This window comes from Mycobacterium sp. E2462, assembly GCF_001672685.1.
Lineage (GTDB): Bacteria > Actinomycetota > Actinomycetes > Mycobacteriales > Mycobacteriaceae > Mycobacterium.
In genome coordinates, this window is record NZ_LZKC01000343.1 from 1 (window position 1) to 684 (window position 684).

Consider the following 684-nt stretch of genomic DNA (forward strand, 5'->3'; position numbering starts at 1 on the left):
GCCGCGGACGGTGTGCAGGATCCGCGGGCCGTGCGCCTCGAGCTTGCGGCGCAGTCCGCTGACGTGCACCTGCACCAGGTTGGGGTCGTAGGCGTCGTAGCCCCACACTCTGTTGAGGATCTGACCGGCGCTCACGATGCGGCCGCGCTGCTCGACGAGGAAGGCGAGCAGCCGCAGCTCCGTCGCGGTGAGGTCGAGCCGGCTGCCGCCGCGCGCGGCGACGCCCGCGCCGGTGTCCAGCATCAGGTCCCCTACTTGTACGACGTGCGGCAACCGTCCGCGGCGGCGCAGCACCGCGCCGACGCGCGAGACGAGCTCGGCGAGCTCGAACGGTTTGATGACGTAGTCGTCGGCCCCGCCGTCCAAGCCGCGCAGCCGGTCCGGCAGGCCGTCGCGGGCGGTGATCAGGACGATGCCGACGTCGCCCCAGTCGCGGATGACGTCGATCAGGGTGAAGCCGTCGCGGCCCGGCAACATGACGTCGAGCACCACCAGGTCCGGCCGCAGCCCATCGAGGGCGTCCTCCAGCCCGTCGCCGTCGCACCGGCCGGCGGTGTGATAGCCGACGTCGGTGAGCGCCTCGCTGACCATTTCGCGGATGGTCTCGGAATCCTCGACCACCAGCACGCGCGGCGCGCCCGCGCTGAACGGGCCGGCAGCCGCGCGCGAGCAGTCCGTCATGGC

The 684-nt window shown here is 72.7% G+C and carries 1 protein-coding gene; it reads right to left on the reverse strand.

From position 1 onward, the window contains the following. The coding region (locus tag A5714_RS18020) for a response regulator transcription factor (protein WP_231975923.1) at positions 1-684 on the reverse strand (684 nt) is incomplete at both ends.